Raw genomic sequence first — 18,870 nt, forward strand, 5'->3', positions numbered from 1 at the left:
CCGAACGTTCACCGCAAGCGAAATTTCGAGCAACGTATGGCGGGATATTTACGGTAGTCCGTACGTACGTTTCCGTAGAACTTCACGGAGTCATCATCATGGTCGATATCTCATCTGTCAGACTCGGCATCGTCGGACTGGGCAACATCGGACACCACCACGCGGAGCGGTTCGTCGACCAGGGCGCCAACCTCGTCGGCGGCGTCGACATCGCTGAAGGCGCTCGCGCCTCCTTCGCCGACGAGTTCGGCGTGCAAACGTACGAGAACCACCACGACCTCTACGAGGAGGTCGACGCCGTGGCTGTCACGACGCCCAACAAGTTTCACGAGCAGTACGTCGTCGACGCGCTCGAGGACGGCCTGGACGTGCTCGTCGAGAAGCCCCTCGCCAGCACGCTCGAGGCGGCCGAACGCATCACCGAGGCCGCTCACGAGGCCGACGGGTTCTGTATGGTCGGCTTCCACACCCGCTTCGATAACCGGGTCGAGGTAATCAACGGCTACCGCGAGAAGGGCCGGTTCGGCAAACTGAGCCACGTCGAGGCGAACTACATCCGGCGACGCGGCGTCCCCGGCCGCGGTTCGTGGTTCACGAGCAAGGAAGTCGCCGGCGGCGGCGCGCTCATCGACATCGGCGTCCACGCGGTCGACCTCTCGCTGTACCTGCTGGGCTACCCCGAGGTCGAAGAGGTCAGCGGCGTCACGCGCTCGCAGTTCGGCGGCCGCGACGACTACACCTACATCCAGATGTGGGGCGAGGACCAGGGCTCCGAGGGATTCAACGTCGACGATTCGGCGACGGCGCTGATCCGCTGCGCCGACGACCGGACCATCTCGCTGGAGGTCGCCTGGGCCGTCAATCGACCGAAAAAGCAGGAGTACGTCATCCGCGGGACCGAGTCCGGCGCCACGTTCCGACCGGGCGAGGGCGTCACCTTCCACGAGTCCGGCACCGACGGCGCCGGCCACATGATCGAGTCCCAGATCGAGACCGCCAACAGCGACCCCCACGCCGCGGAGCAGACCTACTTCCTCGAACACTCGGCGGTCGGCGAGGAACCGGAACGCAACACCGTCGACCAGGGCCTGACCGTCCAGCGCGTCCTCGACGCCATCTACCGCTCCAGCGAGACCGGCGAAGCGGTCGCCGTCGAGGACTGACGACGCGGACCGCCCGTTCTCCACTCCGTTTTACTTGCGCCGACGTCCCGTTCCCCGCGGACGAATAGCGCGGGGCTCGGCCGCTCTCCCCGGTGGACCGCGATCCGATACGTCGGCGCTCGCGTCCCGTTGCAGAAAGACTTAACTCGGAACAGAGTACATTTTTCGACCAACTGATGAAAGCAATCGCAGTCGAGCGGGGCTCGGAGGGTCCCGCGGTGATCGAGAAGCCGAGACCCGAGCCGTCCGAGGGCGAGGCGCTGTTGCGGACGCTTCGGGTGGGCGTCGACGGGACGGACCACGAGGTCATCGGCGGTTCGCACGGGGGCTTCCCCGAAGGCGAGGACCACATGGTGCTCGGCCACGAGGCCGTGGCGGTCGTCGAAGACGCGAACGGCACCGACCTCGACGAGGGCGACGTCGTCGTTCCGACGGTCAGGCGGCCGCCCGCCAGCGGGACGAACGAGTACTTCGAGCGCGGCGAACCGGACATGGCGCCCGACGGCGAGTACGTCGAGCGCGGGATCGTCGGCGACCACGGCTACATGGCGGAGTACGTCACCAGTCCCCCCGAGTACCTGGTCCCGTTCCCCGCGGACATGTGGGAGTTCGGCTTCTTCGCGGAACCGGTCAGCATCACCGAGAAGGCGCTCGAACACGCCTACGCCTCGCGGTCGGCGTTCGAGTGGTCGCCCGAGTCCGCGCTGGTGCTGGGAAACCGATCGCTGGGGCTGATCACACTCGCGATGCTGGAGTTCGGGGTCGAGAGCGACCGCTCGTTCACCGAGCACGACTTCGAGCGGACGTACTGCCTCGGCCGGCGCGAGCGACCGGACCCGACGGTCGACATCATCGAGGAGATCGGGGCCACGTACGTCAATTCGACGGAGACGCCGCTGGAGTCCGTCCCCGCGGACTTCGAGGCGGTGGACTTCGTCTACGAGGCGACGGGGTACGCCCCACACGCCTTCGAGACGGTCGAGGCGCTCGCGCCCAACGGCGTCGGCGCGCTGCTCGGCATCCCGGACTCCTGGGAGTTCGAGATCGACGGCGGGCGGATCCACAACGAACTCGTCCTGCACAACAAGGCGCTGGTCGGGACGGTCAACTCGCACGTCAAGCACTTCGAGGGGGCGATCGACGCGCTGGGCGAACTCCCCGAGTGGCTGCTCGACGACCTCGTGACGACGGTCGCGACGCCCGACGACGTCGCCCCGGCCTTCGAGTACGGTCACGACCAGATAAAGGCGGTCGTAGAGTTCGACACGCTGTGACGGTCCCGCGGTAGAACCGAACCGCCGTTCAGCGGCGAAATCGCCCGTTATGCGCTCTTTACTGCCGAGGATGGGCCGGAACACGGCGAGACTGTCGATCGAGGGGTGTGGGGCGACATCGTCCGAAGGGACAGACTGATTTAGTGGCTCGCGGAACGTGCAACCGACATGGCTGGTGACGACCTCCTCGACTCCCTCGAAGCCGTCTCGGAGCGGTTCAACTTCGGGGAGTACGAGGCGAAGGCGTACCTCACGATCCTCGAACACGGCCAGGTGACCGCCTCGGAGATATCGAACTACACGGACATCCCCCAACCCCGCGTCTACGACACGGTCAGGAGTCTCAGCGACATCGGACTCGTCGAGCTCCAGGAGTCGCGGCCGATGAAGGTGCTCGCGCTCGACCCGGCGGAGGCGTTCGACGACCTCCAGGAGTCGCTGGACACGCTCGTCGACGGCCTCGAACAGCAGTACACGGAGCCGGCCCGCGGGACCGAGGCCGTCTCGCTCGTCAAGTCGCGGCCGACGATCCTCCGGTATCTCTCCGAGGTGATCGACTCGGCCGACTACGAGCTGATGCTGTCGCTGACGCCCGAACTGCTCGACCGCTTCGAGAGCCAGCTGCGGCGCCAGCACGACGAGGGAGTCGCGATCGAGATCCTGCTCTCGCCGGCGGCAGAAGTCCCCGGCACCGACGAGTACGACTACGACTCGCTCGCGAGCACCGTCAAGAAGCGCCGCGGCGTGACGACGCCGGTCATCGCCGTCGCCGACGGCCGCTACTCGATCTACGCCACCCGCGAGAGCCTCAAGGGTGACACCGACCGCTACGGCGTCATCTTCGACCGCTCGGAACTGGGGTTTCTCGTCTCGATGTTCATGAACACGGTCCTGTGGACGACGGCCGAGACCGTCACCGAGAACGGCGAGGAACTGAACTTCCCACGCCGCTACGGGACCATCCGGCGGGCGATCGCCGACGTGGTGGCGCTGGAAGGCGAGTTCTACGCCACTATCGAGGGGCGGGACGTACTGACCGGCGAGGAGATCGTCGTCTCCGGGAAGGTCACGGAAGCGAACCTCACGCCGAGCCTCGAGGAAGCCTCACTCGTCGTCCAGACCGACGAAGGGCGCGTCACCGTCGGTGGGCAGGTCGCCGCCTTCGAGGACATCGAGTCCTTCGAGATCCGCATCGGCCGCGATTCGCCGCCGGAACCGGTGGACTGACCGCTCGCCGTTCCAGAGATCCGAGTTTTCGTGAACCGATCCGAAGAGAGAACGCGTTTCGAAAGAGGTGACGGGTGATCGCCAGGTGGGCCGCTCTCCCCCCTCAAGGTCGAGTAGGCCAGCAGGGACCCTGCATCCCCCATCGAACCGCATCCTGTCCTCGGGCCCGCAACGGTATAAATCTTGAACTTTTCATTCGTGCAGTATTCCAGCCGGCAGATAACGTTCCAGAAGAACGAAGTAACTCCAATACATATGGAATCCGATAATGAGTGGGAGAGCCGCTGGAGTTCGGGCGTCGATCGGGAGGATGAGACAGTGAACACGGAGAAGATCGTCGGGTACGTGTTGAGTTCCTCGGTACGGACGGACCTGCTCACTTCGGTCGTCGCCGAACCACGGCCGATGGAGGCGCTGATCGAATCGATCGAGGCGAGCGAGTCCGCGGTCTACAACGCCGCCGGCGACCTCAAACGGAAGGGACTGGTCAGGTCCCTCGACGACGGCTGGGCGGCGACCGGGAGCGGACAGATCGTCGCCGACCTCCTCGAACAGCAAGCGGCCCTCTGTCGCCTCCTCGGGGAGGACTACTGGCGGACCCACGACGTCTCCGCGCTCCCACGTCGGTTCCGACTCCGACTGACCGAGCTCGCCGACGCGGAGGTGTTTCGCGCCACGGACACCGACCCCCACGCCATCGTCCGGGAGGTGTGCGACCGCGTCGAACGGGCGGGCACGAACGTCGACATCGTGACGCCGATCTACCAGGCCGAGTACGAGGCGGTGATGCCCGACTCGTCCGACGCGCGACTGGTCGTCGACACCACCGTCGCGCTGGAGGCGCTCGACCGCATCGAGACGCCCGAAGACGCCCGCCAGTGGGAGGAGACGCCCGTCCGCGTCCTGGACGTGCCCGTCGGCGTCGGCGTCACGGACAACGAGGTCATGCTCTCGCTCCCGACCATCGACGGCCAGTACGACTCCCGCACGGAGGTGCTCGCCGAGGACGAACGAGCCATCGAGTGGGGCCGGGACCTCTTCGAACACTACTGGGATCAGGCCGTTCCGAACGAGGAGTTCGTCGCCGAACACCTCGAGTGACCGCGTCGAGTCGCTCGCCGACCTGACCGCACGCCGATGTTTTTGGCGAACCTAAAAACTCAAGAGGGTCGAGCAGAGAGAGGCGAGCAATGAGTCAGTTACGGCGGGACGGGTCGGACGGATCGGGAGGCCAGCGCGGTAAGCAGAGCGACGAGAGGAGGGACGGAACAAACGGTCGCTCCGCCAGCGCCTCCGAGTCGGCCGCGGCCGAGACTGCGAGCGAGTACACGTTCGACGATCTGACCGTCGTGATGGGGACGTACAACGAAGCGGAAGCCATCGGGACGGTCCTGGAGGACGTCGAGCGGGTGACGGACGGGCGCGCGAACGTCGTCTGCGTCGACGGCTCGGCCGACCGAACGCCCGATATCGCGCGCGAGCACGGTGCGCGCGTCATCGAGCAGGAACCGCAGGGGTACGGCGTCGCCGTCCGTGCGGCCGTCCTCGCCGCCGACCGGCCCGTCGTCGTCACGACGGACTGCGACGACACCTACCCGATGGACGCGCTGCCGGAGTTCCTCGCGGCGATCAACGACGGCGCCGACGTGGTCAGCGGCGACCGCATCACGCCCGGCGCCGACGCCATGCCGACGCTCAACCGCCAGGGCAACCGCGCGTTCGCGCTGCTCGCCAGCGCCCTGATGGGCCGACGCGTCCGCGACACGACCACGGGGATGCGCGCCTACCGTCGCGAGGTGATCCGGGACATCGCGTGGACGGAGAACACCGGCCTCTCCGCCGAACTGCTCATCCGCCCGCTCATGCGCGGCTACGACGTGCGCGAGCGACAGATCGACTACGACGAGCGCGAAGGCGAGACGAAGCTCGACCCCTTCTCCGGCGGTGCCGCTATCGCGAAGTCTATCGTGAAGGTCTGTCTCGAAGAGCGCCGACGGTAGTCCTCCCGGTATTCTCGTTCTGGGCGTCCGCGATTCTCCCTCTGGAGTCCGCTATTCTCCCTCTGGAGTCCGCGATTCTCCGGCTGGAGTCCGCTATTCTCCGGCTGGAGTCCGCTATTCTCGCCCGGGCGGTCCGCGCCGATAGCTCTCCGTCCCGCCGGGGTGGCCGTGCGGGTTCTCGATCCCCACCAGTTCGCCGCCCGTCGGCGACGAGTACAGCGCGAAGAGCAACTCGTTGACGACGTAGTAGCGGACGCGCGCCGCGTCCGACCCGTCCGGGTCCGGGTCCGCCTCGCGGACGCCCATCCGGTCGAGCGCCTCCGCGCGTTCGGCCGGGTCGAGCGACGCGAACGATTCGTCGAGCCACGAGTCGGTCCACGCCGACAGGTAACCGACGGCCTCCGCGATCCCGCTCGCGTGGCCTGGCTGTGCGTTCGCTCGTCCCCGGACGAACGCCTCGACGAACGACTCGATCCCGTCGACCTCGCTCGGATACACCGTCTCCGCGGCCGCCGTGAGGGCCGCGAGATCGTCGGCGGTGAGCGGGCCGTACGGTGGTGAGTCGCTCTCGTCCTGCCCGTCGTCGACTGTCTCGGAGTCGCCGCCGTCACCGTCCGCGGCCGAGAGCGCGAGCGCGCCGCCGCCGGTCACGCCGACGGCTGCGAGCGCGGCCAGTGCGTCCCGTCGCGACAGTTTCGTGGAGTCGGAATCGGTCATGGTGCTTTCAGCGGTCGTGGTCGGTCGCGGTCAGGTTCGTCTCGACGAAGACGCCGTCGGGGGCCGTCTCCTGGACGTACGCCGCCTCGCCGCCACAGGATCGGACACCCCGGCAGAGTTCGATCCGCGGTGTGAGCGCGCGGACCTGCCCGTCCGACGCCTCGACGGGCAGGTCGAAGCGGTAGGTGAAACTCCCGCCGGGGCCGTAGTCGACGAACGCGCTCAGCTGAACCGTCTCTCGGCCCGAGACGGCCAGCGTTTCGATCGACCGGCCGTCCGTGCCGGAGAGTCGGACGGCGCCGTCGGTCAGGCGGAGTCCGAACCGCGCGGCGTCGTTCGTCCGGTTCGCGACGTGGTAGACGCTCCCGTCGTCGGTCCCGAGCCTGAGCGTGACGCTTTCCGCGCTCCGGGGGACGCCGACCGTCGCGTTCATCGCGACGCCCGAACCGGAGACGCCCGCGACCCGCTGGAGTCGCGCGGCCCGCGGCGACCCGTCGAACGGCGCCCAGGGGCCGCGGTAAACGTACCGATACAGCGTCCGGTTGGGGAACGCGTCGGCTGTCTCGAACGGTCGGTCGCCGACGGCGTAGACGGCCCGCCCGTCGTACCCCGGGTCGTTCCGCAGGGACTGGAACGGGTGGTTGAGCCAGTCGCCGTAGGGGTCGGGCACGAAGACGAGCGAGTTCGCGGGTGGCCCGCCGTCGAACGGTTCGTAGGCGGTCTCGTACGTCTCGGTCACCGCCGCGTTGCGCTCGACCCGTTCCTGGATGTCGGCGGCGGTGACGACGCCGACGACGCCCGCACTGACGACGAGGACGGCGACGAACCCGACCCGGGCGGCGCGCGCGTCGAGGTCGGGTCTGTCGACGAGAGCGTCGCGGACCGCCGCGGCGAGCGCGACGAGGCCGACCGCGGCGAAGGTCGCCGTCGGGAGGAGCAGGTCGAAGTGGTAGTACGGGCCGAGCGCGGCGACCAGGCCGTCGCCGGCGCGGTCGAGGTCGCCGAGCACGTTGAAGTTGCCCCAGAAGTAGACGTTGCCGGCCGGAACCGTCAGGAAGACGCCCGCGACGCTCGCCTGGCGCGCGGTGAGCCCGCGCCGGACCGCGACCGCGAGACCGCCGGCCGCCAGCGCCGCACCGACGAGGCCGCCGGCGATCCACTCGCCGAAGAACAGCCAGAGGACCCGGCCGTTCGCGCGGAGCGCGAGGGCGGGCGTGTAGTCGACCCCGTGGTCGAGGATGCGTCGTTCGCCGAAGCCGAGGCCGTCAAGCGGGGCGAACGCCTCGTAGGGGAACACGAGCGGCGACCCCGTCACGACGGCGTTGTACCCCAGGGCGGCCGCGACGCCGACGAGGCCGAGCGCCGCCGTGGTCGCCTGACGCGGGAGGGTCTCGCCGAAGTCGCGCCGCAGCGTCCAGAGCGCGTGGCCGACGAACGGCGACGCGAACAGGACGGCGGTGAACGGGCGTGCGAAGAACGCCAGTCCGACGGCCGCGCCGGCTGCCGCGGCCCATCGCCGGTCACCGGTGCGGTCGGCGCGGAGGTAGCAGTAGGCGAACGCGAGGTTCAGGAGCGTCGTCGGCGCGTACGGCAGGAACACCGAGGAGTCGAGGACGAACAGCGGCGACGCGAGGACGAACAGGGCGGCGACGAGCGCCGCCCGTCTGTCGAAGGCCTCGCGGACGACGCCCGCGACCAGGGCGAGGCTCCCCGCGGCGACGGCGGCGAGCGCGAGGCGATAGCCGCCGGCCAGTTTCCCGAGCGCGAACATCGCCGCGGGGACGGGCGCGTACTTGGGGTAGAGGCCGTTCTCGCTCCCGACGAAGAACCAGGGACGGAACACCTCCCCGACGGGCGGGCGCAGGAACAGCCGCCCGTCGAGGAGCATCGCGGCCTGCTGGAGGTAGACGGCCTCGTCGTGGTTCAGCGAGTGATACGGGAACAGACGGTTCGCGACGAGCCACACGACGAGGGCGCCCAGCAGGGCGATCGCGGCCGTGCCGACGGTCGCGGTTCGCCGGCGCATCTCACTCGGCGGGGAACCAGGCGAGCGGGTGGTCGACGCGGAGGTCGACCCTGACGCGCTGGTCGAGCGCGAGGTTGTCCGCGTGGTTGTGCTCGCAGTACACCACGTCGCCGCCGTCGAGTCCGACCTGGTAGACGAACGACGGGCCGGTGTACTGCCGGTGGACGATCTCGCCGTTGCCCTCTCCCGCCCCCTCGTCGGCGGGCGTCGCCACGAGGTCGTCCGGGCGGACCATCACGTCGATGGTCGCGCCGTCGTACTCGGGGCCGAGGCCCTCGATCACGTCGGCCGGGAGCGTCCCGAGGTCGGTCTCGACCGCGCCGGCGGCGAGTTCGCCCGAGACGAAGCCCGCCTGGCCGAGGAACTCCGCGACGAAGCGGGACTCGGGCTGTTCGAAGACGACCTCGGGCCGACCGACCTGCTCGACGCTCCCGTCGTGGATCACGGCGACGCGGTCGCTGATAGAGAGGGCCTCTTCCTGGTCGTGCGTGACCGAGACGGCCGTGACGCCGGTCTCCTTGATGATGTTGCGAACCTCCTCGCGCATCTCCGTCCGGAGGCTCACGTCGAGGTTCGAGAACGGCTCGTCGAGCAGGAGCACGTCCGGTTCGGGCGCGAGCGAGCGCGCGAGCGCGACTCGCTGGCGCTGGCCACCCGAGAGGTCGTCGGGGCTGTGGTCGCCGTACTCCCCGAGGCTCACGAGGTCGAGGAGTTCGGTGACCCGTTCCTCGCTCTCATCGGCCGGCCAGTGCTCGATGCCGAAGGCGACGTTCTCCGCGACGGTGAGGTGCGGGAAGAGGGCGAACGACTGGAAGACGAGCCCCACGTCGCGGTCGTCCGGCGCGACGAAGCGGTCCGGGCCGGCGACGGTCTCGTCGTCGACGCGGATGACCCCCTCGTCCGGCCGGTCGAGCCCGGCCAGCAGTCTGAGCGTCGTGGTCTTGCCACAACCAGAGGGGCCGAGCAGGGTGAGCAGTTCCCCTTCGTAGACCGACAGCGAGAGGTCGTCGACCGCCCGCTCGGGGCCGAACGAGCGCGTCACGCCGTCGAGTTCGAGCACGGACTCGCCGGGCTCGCGCTCGCCGCGGACGCGTTCGTTCGCCGCCGAGGGAACGGTGTGTTCGATCATCGTCGGGGTCTCTATCCTACCCGTTGTCTTCCTGAGCCAAAAGCACAGCCATCGAGAGCGCGGAGACGAGCACCAGCACGAACGCCGGGATCGCGGCCTGTCCGTACATGCCCGCTTCTTCGGCACGCCAGATGAACGTCACCAGCGTGTCGAAGCCCAGCGGCCGGAGCAGCAACGTCGCCGGCAGCTCCTTCATCGACGTGAGGAAGACCAGCGCGGCGCCCGTCACGATGCCGGGGACGATGAGCGGCAGCGTGACGGCCCGGAACGCCTCCGTGCGGGACCGCCCGAGCGTCCGGGCGGCTTCGATGAGTCGCCCGTCGACCTGCATCGTCGAGGTCCGGATGGACCCGACGGCCTGGGGCATGAAGCGGACGACGTAGGCGAACACGAGCAGCGGAATGGTCTTGTACAGCGCGGGCACCGCGTCGAGACTGAAGCTCACGAGCGCGATGGCCAGCACGATGCCGGGCGTCGCGTAGCCGACGTAGGGCACCCGGGCGGTCAGCGACGACAGCCGCGAATCGACCGTCGCGGAGCGGAGCGCGATGGGGAGCGCCACTAGGACTGACGCACCCGCCGCGAGCAGGGAGACGTACACCGAGTTCCAGCCGTAGGACCACGAGAAACTCAGCTGGGCGAACTCGTAACCGGGCCCGCCGCGGACCAGCCACAGCGCGAAGATACCGATCGGAAGCACGAGTGCGAAGACGGCGACCAGGATCGGCAGGACCATCGCGGGGTAACGCCACGGTCCCAGGTCGAGTTCCGCGGCGCCGCGGTTGCCCCGACTGGCGTACGCGCCAGAGTCGTCGGCGCCGATCCACGACTCCGCGGCCAGGATGACGCCCGTTACCGCGAGCAACTGCAGCGAGAGCAGGGCCGCGTAGCCGCCCATGTGGGCGTTGTGGCGGCTGTAGATGAACTGCGTGAACACTTCGAGGTTCATGAAGTTCGGCGTCCCGAAGTCCGCCAGCGCGTACAGGGCGACCAGCAGCGCCCCGGCGGCGACTCCGGGGAGTATCTGCGGGAGCGTCACCCGGCGGAACGCCTCCAGGCGGCCGCAGTTGAGCGTCCGCGCGGCCTCGACCAGCGACGCGTCCAGCGAGAGCAGCGACGCCCGCGTCGTGAGGAAGACGTAGGGGTACGTGTACAGCGTCAGCACGGCCGCCGCGCCGGCGAAGCCCTCCACCGCGGGGACGGTGACGCCGAGGGGAGCGAGCGCCTCGGAGAGCGGACCCGACGGGCCGGACGCGGAGATGGCGGCGAACGCGCCGAGGTAGCTCGGGACGGCGAGCGGGAGCGCGACCAGCACCGTCCAGAAGCGCCTGAACGGGATCGATGCCTGCACGGTGAGGAGCGCCAGCGGCACGCCCACGAGGACGCTGGCGCCCGTCACGACGGTCACGAGCGCGACGCTGCGGCCGAGGACGGCGAGCGTCTTCGAGTCGAGCGTGAGTTCGAGCGCGCGCCAGCCGAGCCCCGCGGCGTCGACGAGGAGCCACCCGAGCGGGACCAGGAGCGCGACGACGAGCCCCATCGCGAGCGCGGCGTACCCGCTGTCGACGAGGCCGCCGCCCCGTCCGGTGAGCCGTTCGATCCGGGTACCGCCGCGCTCGCTGCCGCTCATCTACAGGACGCCCGCGTCCCGCATCAACTGGAGCGTCGGTTCGAGGTCGGCCAGTTCCGCCAGGTCGATGTCGGGCGGGCTGAGCTCGTCGACGGTCGGCAGGCCGCCGACCGGCTGGACGCCGGGGATCATCGGGTACGCGAAACTCACCGTCGCGAAGAACTCCTGGGCCTCCGCCGACAGCAGGTGGCGGACGAAGTTCGAGACGAGGTCCTGCTTCTCGGTCCCCTTGACGGCCAGGGCACCCGCGACGTTGACGAGCGCGCCCGCGTCGCCCTCGGTGAACGCCAGGTCGATCGGGGCGTCGGGCCGCTGGTTCTTGACGCGCATCGCGTAGTAGTGGTTCGCGAACCCGGCGTCGACGGCGCCGTCGGCGACCTGCTGGGAGACGACGTACTCGTTGCCGAAGCGCTCGATGCCGGCGTCCTGCATGTCCGTCAGCCACTGTCGCGTCGCGTCCGCGCCCTCGGTGAGGCGCATCGCCGTGACGAACGACTTGAAGGCGCCGTACGTCGGCGCCCACCCCATCGAGTCCTGGAGCGCGTCCGTGCTCGGGAACTCCGCGACCTTGGAGGGGACGTCGCTCGCGCTCAGTTCGTCGGTGTTGTACGGGACGCTGCGCGCGCGGCCGGCGACGCCGACCCAGGCGTTGTCGGACCCGCGGAAGCCCGACGGGACGGGGTCGACCGTCTCGTCGGGGAGCGGGTCGTAGGCGCCCTCGTTGGCGACGTAGCCGAGCGAACTCGCGTCGATAGACCAGAAGACGTCGGCCTGGGGCGACCCGGCGTCGACCTCGTCGACGATGGTCTGGGCCAGCGAGGCCGACCCCGCGTCCGAGGAGAAGACCGTGAACTCGGGGTAGATCTCCTGGAGCATCTCGACGAACTGGTAGTAGATACCGCCCTCGCCGCCGCCGATGTAGAGGTTCAGTTCGCCGGACAGGTCGGGAAGGTCCTGGATCGACGTGCCCTCGGGCGCGGGTCGCCCGGAGGCGAGCGTCCCCGAGCCGCGGAACTCCGTGAGCGACGGGACGTCGACGTCCCCGGACCCGCTCCCGTCGTCGGTCTGACCGCCCGTCCCGTCTCCGTCGCCCGAATCCGTCCCCGTACCCGGGGCGTTCGAACACCCGGCGACGCCGACGGCAGTCCCGGCCGCGAGAGTCTTCAACAGGCGACGCCGACCGTACCGCGCGTACTCCGTCATGTCTTTTAGGCTTCCCTAAAGAAACAAAAACCTCCCGGTATCGCTCTCTCAGTCGTCGGTCGCGGCGACGCCCTGTTCGGCCTGCGGGGCGTCGAGTTCGTCCAGGCAGGCCAGCCAGTCGTGCATGTACTCGCCGACGAAGTTCAGGAACTCCGCGTTCTCGTAGTCGAACTCGCCGTCGGCGAGAGCGGTGGCGATGGCCTCGAAGACGCCGGCGAAGGAGTCCGCGTCGCCGCCGACCGCGTCGGCGACCTCCCAGACGTGCTCGTTGAGTTCCAGGCCGGGGACCTCGTTGTTGAGGTCGCCGAACGTCGAGCGCGGGGCCTTGTTGTGCTCACACAGCGGCGCACCGTTGTAGACCTGCGCGCCGAGCACGTCGCAGGCGCGCTTGAGGAAGACCCCGCTCCAGATGTCGTCGAAACGGCCGACCGCCCACTCGTTGTCGTCCATCGGTAACTGGTAGAACGCGGGGATCACCTCGCGGCGGAAGGCGAGGTTCATCGAGCACACGGTGAGGTAGTTCCCCCCGGCGGCGACGAAGTCCTCGCCGTAGTCGTCGGCCGTGAGTCGGGTCTGGGCCTGCCCCTGCAGGTCGCCGTCCATGAGGATGCGCACGGCGTCGAGGTCGGGCACGTTCGTCCACAGGCCCTGCGAGGCGACCACGTCGTCGACCTGCGTCGTGGTCGTTTCGACGGTCTCGTCCATCGCGCTGTAGGGGTAGCCGCGCGGGTAGAGGTCGTGCTCCTCGACGTTCTGGTAGAGGACGTTCACCCAGCGCTCGTCCGAGGAGACCTCGGTGATCTCACCCTCGAACGCGAGATTTTCCAGATGACGACCGAAGAAGTCGACGTCGTCGTGGGGGAGCGTGTCGTCGTCGATGAAGAACCCGTACTCGAAGTCGCCCGCCCACATGTACAGCAGGCCGAAACTCGTCTCCGCGTGGCTCGCCGCCGGGACGACGTGTTCGTACTCCGCGACGCCGTGGTCGCGATACCACTGCTCGCGGCGGGCCCCGTCGAACACCTCGCCGGAGAGCCCCTCGTCGTCGAGCATGTCCTGCATCGCCTCGGTCTCGCAGAAGTCCTCTGTGACGAGCACGACCTGCAGTCGGTCGAGGTCGAACCCGTGCTCGCGGGCGTTCTCGGCGTAGGCCCGCACGCACTCGTATTCACGTATCGTCGGCACCACCACGCAGATGTCCCGTGTCATCGGTCTCGTACTCGTACGTGTTTAGGTCGCCCTAAAGAAGCTGTCGTTGTCGGACGCCTCGACGGGGGTCCGGCCGTGGCTCGCGCGATATTGCCTACGAGGGTATCTGAACGTGTTCGGGATGTGCAACGTAATCCCGAATCGCCGAGAAAAGAGGTTCTTTCGGCAGTCCTGTGCGCATCTGGTCGTTTCGACCGCGGGAGAGGATCCGGATCTTATGTAAACCAATCAAGGAGAACTATTAACCCGTTTCCGGGGGCCACTGTAGGACATGAGAACGCACAGACGCGACGGGGGGTGTTCCCCATGAATCTGGAAGACCAGACGTGTCTCGTGACGGGGAGTTCCCGGGGTATCGGGAAGGGTATCGCGGTGGACCTCGCCGACCGCGGCGCCGACGTGGTAGTCAACTATCGCTCGTCGGCGGCGGAGGCCCAGGCAGTCGTCGAGTCCATCGAGGACGACGGCGGGACGGCCGTCGCCGCACAGGCGGACGTGTCCGATTTCGACGACGTGCAGGCGATGGGCGAGGAGATCCGCGACGCGCTCGGTCCGATCGACGTGCTCGTCAACAACGCGGGGATCACCGTCGACAAGAAGTTCGAGAACATGAGCCGCGACGACTGGGAGGCGGTCATCGACGTCAACCTCGGCGGCGTCTACAACTGCACGAAGACGTTCTTCGACGACATCAAGGCGTCACGCCACGGCCGACTCATCAACATCTCCTCGGTCGTCGGCCAGCAGGGCAACTACGGGCAGGCCAACTACGCGACGACGAAGTCGGGGCTGTTCGGGTTCACGCGGACGCTCGCGCTGGAGATGGCCTCGACCGGATCGACGGCGAACTGCGTCGCGCCGGGATTCGTCGCGACCGACATGCTCGAGGAGGTCCCCGAGCGCGTCCAGGAGAAGATCCTGCGGGACATCCCGCTCAATCGCTTCGCGACCGTGCAGGACATCTGCGGGATCGTCTCGTTCGTCGCCAGCGAGGAGTCGAGTTACATGACGGGCCAGGTCATCGGCGTCAACGGCGGCATGGAGTGGTGAGATGAGCAGCGAAGAGACCGACGAGGGAGCGGCGGACGCCGACGACGCTGCGCCGGGGGCGGGCGACCCGACCGACGAGGAGTCGCCGCTCGAAGAACTCCAGCGGCGCCGAGAGGAGTCCCGCCGTGGCGGTGGCGAGGAACGCATCGAACGCCAGCACGCCCGCGGGAAGATGACGGCCCACGAGCGCGTGGAGTACCTACTCGACGACGGTACGTTCACCGAGATCGACGCCTTCGTCGAGCACCGGGCGACCTCCTTCGGGATGGACGAGAAGGAGTTCCCCGGCGACGCGGTCGTCACCGGCTACGGCGACGTGAACGGCCGGAAGGTGTTCGTCTTCGCCCACGACTTCACCGTCCTCGGAGGATCGGTCGGCGAGGTCGTCGCCGAGAAGATCTGCAAGGTGATGGACCGGGCCACCGACGCCGGCGTCCCGGTCGTCGGCCTCAACGACTCCGGCGGCGCGCGCATCCAGGAGGGCGTCGACTCGCTCGTGGGGTTCGCGAAGATCTTCGAGCGCAACACGAAGGCCTCCGGGATGATCCCCCAGATCTCGGCGATCATGGGCCCCTGCGCGGGCGGCGCGACCTACTCGCCGGCGCTGACCGACTTCACGTTCATGGTCCAGGACACCTCGCACATGTTCATCACGGGCCCGGACGTCATCGAGACGGTCACCGGCGAGCAGGTGTCCAAGGAGGAACTCGGCGGCGCGGGCAGCCACTCCACGAAGTCCGGCGTCGCGCACTTCGCCTGTTCGGACGAGGAGGAGGCGCTGGACAACATTCGACGCCTGCTCTCGTATCTCCCGCAGAACAACATGGAGGACCCGCCGCGGGTGGCGTCGTGGGACGACCCCGACCGGGAACTCGACGGCATCACAGACATCGTGCCGGAGGCGCCGCGCAAGCCCTACGACATGACGCAGGTGATCGACCGCGTGGTCGACGAGGACTCCTTTTTCGAGGTCCACAAGAACTGGGCCCGGAACGTGGTCGTCGGGTACGCGCGAATGGACGGTCGAGTGGTCGGCATCGTCGCCAACCAGCCCCGCGTCAGCGCCGGCACGCTCGACATCGACGCATCCGAGAAGGCCGCGCGGTTCATCCGGACGTGCGACTCGTTCAACGTGCCCATCGTCTCGCTGGTCGACGTGCCCGGGTTCATGCCGGGGACCGACCAGGAACACAACGGCATCATCCGCCGTGGGGCGAAACTCATCTACGCCTACGCGGAAGCGACTGTCCCGCTGCTCTCCGTGGTGGTCCGGAAGGCCTACGGCGGCGCCTACATCGTCATGTCCTCGAAGTTCCTCGGGTCGGACGTGAACTACGCGTGGCCCGCCTCGGAGATGGCGGTGCTCGGCCCGCGCGGCGCGGTGAACATCCTCTACCGGAAGGAGCTACAGCAGGCCGAAGACACCGACGCCCGGCGCCAGGAGCTGATGGACGAGTTCCGCGAGGAGTTCGCCCACCCCTACGGCCCGGCCAAGCGGGGCTACCTCGACGACGTGATCGAACCGAAAGACACGCGCAAGCGGCTCATCCGGGACCTTGAGATGCTGGAACGCAAGCGCGAGGACAGCCCGCCCAAAGACCACGGCAACATCCCACTATAATGGCAGAAGCCGAACGCTCAGACGGCGGTACGGAGGCGTCGGACGAGTCGACCGAGAGAAGCGAGACAGTGACGGTCGCGCTCGACGACTCCGAAGTATCGGTGTCGATCCCGGCCGACGCGGACGAGACGGAGGCGGCGGCGATCGCCTCGGCGGTCGGCGCCCACCTGCACGACCGACAGGTCGCGGCCGCCGCGACGGCCGCTGCTGACGACGGACCCGAACGGGTCGACGCGTGGAAGCTGGCCAGCCGGATGAAAGCGCGCGGGCGGAGCCGCTGGCCGAAAGAGGTGCGACGCGGCGAGGAGTGGAAGGCCGCCGCGCGCTCGTTCTACTGAGCGGAGCCGCTCGTTCTACTGACGCGCTCCTGGGTGGATCCACCGTAACACCCACATTCCACCCCTTCCACGCTTCGCACATGACAGTCGCAGTGATCGGTGCGTCGATGACGAAGTTCGGTCAGCGCGACGCCTGGATACGCGAGCTCATCGCCCAGGCGGGCGAGGCCGCGCTCGAAGACGCCGGGATCGAACCGGACGACGTGGAGCACCTCTACGTCTCGAACATGGCCAGCGGCGAGTTCGAGGGCCAGGGCGGGATCATGAACGCCCTCGCCCACGACCTGGGACTCATGCCCGCCTACAGCGAGCGCGTCGACCAGACCTCCTCGTCGGGCGGGGCCGGCATCTACGAGGCCTGGCAGTCGGTCGCCTCCGGCGCGAGCGACATGACGCTCCTGGTCGGCGGCGAGAAGATGACCCACTGCTCGACGGCCGAGGCCACCGACATCATCGCCTCGATCACCCACCCCGTCGAGTACAAACACGGCCTCACCCTGCCCTCGTTCGCGGGTATGACCGCCCGACACTACCTCGAACGGTTCGACGCGCCCCGCGAGTCGCTCGCGAAGGTCGCGGTCAAGAACCACAAGAACGGCGTCGACAACCCGCACGCCCAGTTCCAGAAGGAGATCGACGTCGAGACCGCCCTGGAGAGTCCGATGGTCGCCGACCCGCTGCGACTGTACGACTTCTGTCCCATCACGGACGGGAGTGCGGGGATGATCTTCACCACCGAGGAGAAGGCCCAGGAGATCACCGACGACTACGCTGTCATCTCGGGAGTCGCCGGAGCGACGGACACTCACGTCGTCCACGAGCGCGATGACCCGACCGTCATGGGCGGCGTCGTCGACTCCAGCGACCAGGCCTACGAGATGGCCGGACTCGGCCCCGAAGACGTCGACGTGGCGGAACTGCACGACATGTTCACCATCCTCGAGTTCCTCCAGATGGAGGGCTGTGGCTTCGCGGAGCACGGCGAGGCCTGGAAGCAGATGGACGAGGGCCGCACCGAGAAGGACGGCGAACTGCCGATCAACACCTCCGGCGGCCTGAAGTCGAAGGGCCACCCGCTCGGCGCGAGCGGCGTCGCACAGGGCTACGAGATATACAAGCAACTCGTCGGCGAGGCCGGCCCGCGGCAGGTCGAGGCGGACACGGGGCTCGCCTGCAACGTCGGCGGGTTCGGGAACTGCGTCATCACCACCATCATGGAGGCACGATAATGTCGTTCGACGCCTACGTCTGCGAGAACGGGCACGTCACGTACCCCGGCCACACGCTGTGTCCGGAGTGCGGCGAGAAACAGACCGAGACGATCGACCTGAGCGATCGCACCGGCGAAGTGGTCACCTGGACCCACAGCACGAAGACGCCGCCGGGCGTCCGCGAGCCGAACACGCTCGCCATCGTCGAGTTCGACCTCTCCGGGGAGGACGTCGCCGACGAGTACGTCCGCGCCATCGGGCAGGTCACGATCGAGGAGGTCGAGACCGGGGACGCGGTCGAACCGGTCTACGCCGAGCAACTGCGGGACCCCGAGGTCGGCATCAAGGTCCCCGAGAGCCAGGAGTGGGACGGCTACCGGTTCGAGCCCGCGTAGCGGACGACCACTGTCTTTTCGCGGAGCGGGTCGCGTCGGATGCACCGGCAATGTCGAGACGCGTCCGGACCGGCGACGGGCCGGTCGATCAGCCGGGGTCGGGGCGACGGAACGAGTCGGCCGGGACCCGACCAGGGGCTGCAAACAGATTTGATTCAGTCGGCGGTGGTGACGGGTGCGGGACCCGGGTCCCCGACCGACTCGCTTCCGTCAGTCCCGGCGAGTGCGGACAACCCATCCGCGACCGAGCGGTATCCCCCGTCGTCGGCGTGCGGGTAGACGGCTACGAGGTCACCGTCGTCGTAGACGGCGAGCGAGAGGGCTGGGAAGACCAGCCAGTCCCCCTTCTCTCCGGTGTCCATCGCGTAGCACTCGCGCGTCTGGAACGACGGGCGCAGGGACACTTCGTTCCGGCGTGCCCACTCCGTGAACGCCAGATACCGGTCGCGCGCGCCTACCGCGGTCGGGTTCTCACAGCGGATGCGTTTGGGGCAGTCGAACACGTCGAATCCGTCGATGCTGCCCTCGGCCTCGAGGCGTCGGAGCCTCCCGCGGAGGCGCGAGCGCTGTCGCGCGGCCGGCGCTGGGAGCGTCTCCCTGACGTACAGCGCGGCGTACCGTCCCCCGTTCCGCTCGGTCGGCGTCATGGGTATCCACACGCACGCCGCGGAGCATAA

At 68.4% G+C, this 18,870-nt stretch carries 17 protein-coding genes; 10 read left to right on the forward strand and 7 right to left on the reverse strand.

Annotated features, from left to right (window positions below; genetic code table 11):
* The first annotated feature begins 98 nt into the window (after positions 1 to 98).
* The 5 genes from ACMGFE_RS08025 to ACMGFE_RS08045 all read left to right on the forward strand — a co-directional run bounded on the left by ACMGFE_RS08025 (position 99) and on the right by ACMGFE_RS08045 (position 5,664).
* Positions 99 to 1,163: a Gfo/Idh/MocA family protein gene (locus ACMGFE_RS08025; protein ID WP_436924583.1), complete on the forward strand. Its 1,065-nt coding sequence runs from the start codon at positions 99 to 101 to the stop codon at positions 1,161 to 1,163.
* A gap of 176 nt (positions 1,164 to 1,339) precedes the next feature.
* Positions 1,340 to 2,437, forward strand: a complete 1,098-nt coding sequence (locus ACMGFE_RS08030) for a glucose 1-dehydrogenase (protein WP_436924584.1) — start codon at positions 1,340 to 1,342, stop codon at positions 2,435 to 2,437.
* 168 nt (positions 2,438 to 2,605) lie between these two features.
* Entirely contained in the window at positions 2,606 to 3,664 is a 1,059-nt protein-coding gene (gene trmB, locus ACMGFE_RS08035; protein WP_436924585.1) for an HTH-type sugar sensing transcriptional regulator TrmB, read from the forward strand.
* A gap of 255 nt (positions 3,665 to 3,919) precedes the next feature.
* The gene (locus tag ACMGFE_RS08040; RefSeq protein ID WP_436924586.1) at positions 3,920 to 4,765 is read left to right on the forward strand and encodes a helix-turn-helix transcriptional regulator; all 846 of its coding nucleotides are present in this window, start codon (positions 3,920 to 3,922) and stop codon (positions 4,763 to 4,765) included.
* Positions 4,766 to 4,854: 89 nt separating this feature from the next.
* Complete coding sequence (locus ACMGFE_RS08045) at positions 4,855 to 5,664, forward strand: dolichyl-phosphate hexose transferase (protein WP_495849297.1); 810 nt, start codon at positions 4,855 to 4,857, stop codon at positions 5,662 to 5,664.
* A gap of 114 nt (positions 5,665 to 5,778) precedes the next feature.
* Here ACMGFE_RS08045 and ACMGFE_RS08050 read toward each other — a convergent pair whose 3' ends face one another.
* The 6 genes from ACMGFE_RS08050 to ACMGFE_RS08075 are packed head-to-tail and all read right to left on the reverse strand — an operon-like array spanning position 5,779 to position 13,578.
* Complete coding sequence (locus ACMGFE_RS08050) at positions 5,779 to 6,381, reverse strand: gluconate 2-dehydrogenase subunit 3 family protein (RefSeq protein ID WP_436924587.1); 603 nt, start codon at positions 6,379 to 6,381, stop codon at positions 5,779 to 5,781.
* Positions 6,382 to 6,388: 7 nt separating this feature from the next.
* The gene (locus ACMGFE_RS08055) at positions 6,389 to 8,407 is read right to left on the reverse strand and encodes a DUF7846 domain-containing protein (protein WP_436924588.1); all 2,019 of its coding nucleotides are present in this window, start codon (positions 8,405 to 8,407) and stop codon (positions 6,389 to 6,391) included.
* A gap of 1 nt (position 8,408) precedes the next feature.
* Positions 8,409 to 9,536 (reverse strand): ABC transporter ATP-binding protein, encoded by a 1,128-nt coding sequence (locus tag ACMGFE_RS08060; protein WP_436924589.1) that lies wholly within the window; start codon positions 9,534 to 9,536, stop codon positions 8,409 to 8,411.
* A gap of 16 nt (positions 9,537 to 9,552) precedes the next feature.
* Positions 9,553 to 11,166, reverse strand: coding sequence for an ABC transporter permease (locus tag ACMGFE_RS08065; protein ID WP_436924591.1), 1,614 nt, complete (start codon positions 11,164 to 11,166; stop codon positions 9,553 to 9,555).
* Complete coding sequence (locus ACMGFE_RS08070) at positions 11,167 to 12,369, reverse strand: extracellular solute-binding protein (RefSeq protein WP_436924593.1); 1,203 nt, start codon at positions 12,367 to 12,369, stop codon at positions 11,167 to 11,169. It lies immediately after the preceding gene.
* Positions 12,370 to 12,417: 48 nt separating this feature from the next.
* Positions 12,418 to 13,578 (reverse strand): alpha-1 4-glucan-protein synthase, encoded by a 1,161-nt coding sequence (locus tag ACMGFE_RS08075; RefSeq protein ID WP_436924594.1) that lies wholly within the window; start codon positions 13,576 to 13,578, stop codon positions 12,418 to 12,420.
* Between the two features lie 306 nt (positions 13,579 to 13,884).
* Between ACMGFE_RS08075 and ACMGFE_RS08080 the strand changes: the two genes are divergently transcribed.
* The 5 genes from ACMGFE_RS08080 (at position 13,885) to ACMGFE_RS08100 (ending at position 18,193) form a co-directional block, all read left to right on the forward strand.
* On the forward strand, positions 13,885 to 14,628 hold the full coding sequence (locus ACMGFE_RS08080) for a beta-ketoacyl-ACP reductase (protein WP_436924595.1): 744 nt from the start codon (positions 13,885 to 13,887) through the stop codon (positions 14,626 to 14,628).
* Position 14,629: 1 nt separating this feature from the next.
* Positions 14,630 to 16,249 carry an acyl-CoA carboxylase subunit beta gene (locus ACMGFE_RS08085; RefSeq protein WP_436924597.1) on the forward strand — a complete coding sequence of 540 codons (1,620 nt, stop codon included), beginning with the start codon at positions 14,630 to 14,632 and terminating at the stop codon, positions 16,247 to 16,249.
* Positions 16,249 to 16,587 carry a DUF8022 family protein gene (locus tag ACMGFE_RS08090; RefSeq protein ID WP_436924599.1) on the forward strand — a complete coding sequence of 113 codons (339 nt, stop codon included), beginning with the start codon at positions 16,249 to 16,251 and terminating at the stop codon, positions 16,585 to 16,587. Before ACMGFE_RS08085 ends, ACMGFE_RS08090 begins: the two co-directional genes overlap by 1 nt.
* 80 nt (positions 16,588 to 16,667) lie before the next feature.
* Positions 16,668 to 17,816: a thiolase family protein gene (locus ACMGFE_RS08095; protein ID WP_436924600.1), complete on the forward strand. Its 1,149-nt coding sequence runs from the start codon at positions 16,668 to 16,670 to the stop codon at positions 17,814 to 17,816.
* Positions 17,816 to 18,193 (forward strand): Zn-ribbon domain-containing OB-fold protein, encoded by a 378-nt coding sequence (locus ACMGFE_RS08100; RefSeq protein ID WP_436924601.1) that lies wholly within the window; start codon positions 17,816 to 17,818, stop codon positions 18,191 to 18,193. Before ACMGFE_RS08095 ends, ACMGFE_RS08100 begins: the two co-directional genes overlap by 1 nt.
* Positions 18,194 to 18,348: 155 nt before the next feature.
* Here ACMGFE_RS08100 and ACMGFE_RS08105 read toward each other — a convergent pair whose 3' ends face one another.
* Positions 18,349 to 18,840 (reverse strand): HTH domain-containing protein, encoded by a 492-nt coding sequence (locus tag ACMGFE_RS08105; RefSeq protein WP_436924603.1) that lies wholly within the window; start codon positions 18,838 to 18,840, stop codon positions 18,349 to 18,351.
* Positions 18,841 to 18,870: the final 30 nt, after the last annotated feature.

Origin of the sequence: Halosimplex amylolyticum (genome assembly GCF_051414035.1) — an archaeon.
GTDB lineage: Archaea > Halobacteriota > Halobacteria > Halobacteriales > Haloarculaceae > Halosimplex > Halosimplex amylolyticum.